Here is a 496-nt window from a genome sequence, read left to right on the forward strand (position 1 = left end):
GTACGATGATTATTTTCACCTAGTTTTAATACTCGTTCATAAAACGACATTACTGTTTCTCCTAAAGTTTGACTTTTATTCTTTAGTTACTATGTTTTCTTTATAATGAAAATGACTAAATATATGTTTGATTCCTTTTGTTTAAATTTGATCTATAAATCACATTAATGTCCTATTCTCTAACAAAACGTTATGATAAAGTTGTTCAAAATAATTCTATGATAAGGAGTAATGATGTATGGCAAAAGTTAAAGAGAAAGTTGCAGTCGTTACAGGTGCGAGTAGCGGTATAGGAGAGGCGATTGCCAACAAGTTAAGTCAACAAGGTGCATCAATAGTTCTGGTTGGTCGTAACGAACAACGCTTAAACGAAATAGTCCAGCAATTAAATAACCCGGCTAAAGTTGTTACAGCGGATGTCACTGTAAAATCGAACATAGATGATATGTTAAAAGCTGTAATAGACCATTTTGGTCATATCGATATTGTTGTGAAT

Annotated in this window: 1 protein-coding gene; it reads left to right on the plus strand. The window is 32.3% G+C overall.

Annotated elements, in window-relative coordinates; translation table 11 throughout:
- Window positions 1-238: 238 nt before the first annotated feature.
- A partial coding sequence (locus AB4Z20_RS28055; RefSeq protein WP_442091240.1) for an SDR family oxidoreductase occupies window positions 239-496 on the plus strand: 258 nt, incomplete at its 3' end.

The organism is Pseudomonas sp. KB_12 (genome assembly GCF_052114545.1).
Classification (GTDB): domain Bacteria; phylum Pseudomonadota; class Gammaproteobacteria; order Pseudomonadales; family Pseudomonadaceae; genus Aquipseudomonas; species Aquipseudomonas brassicacearum.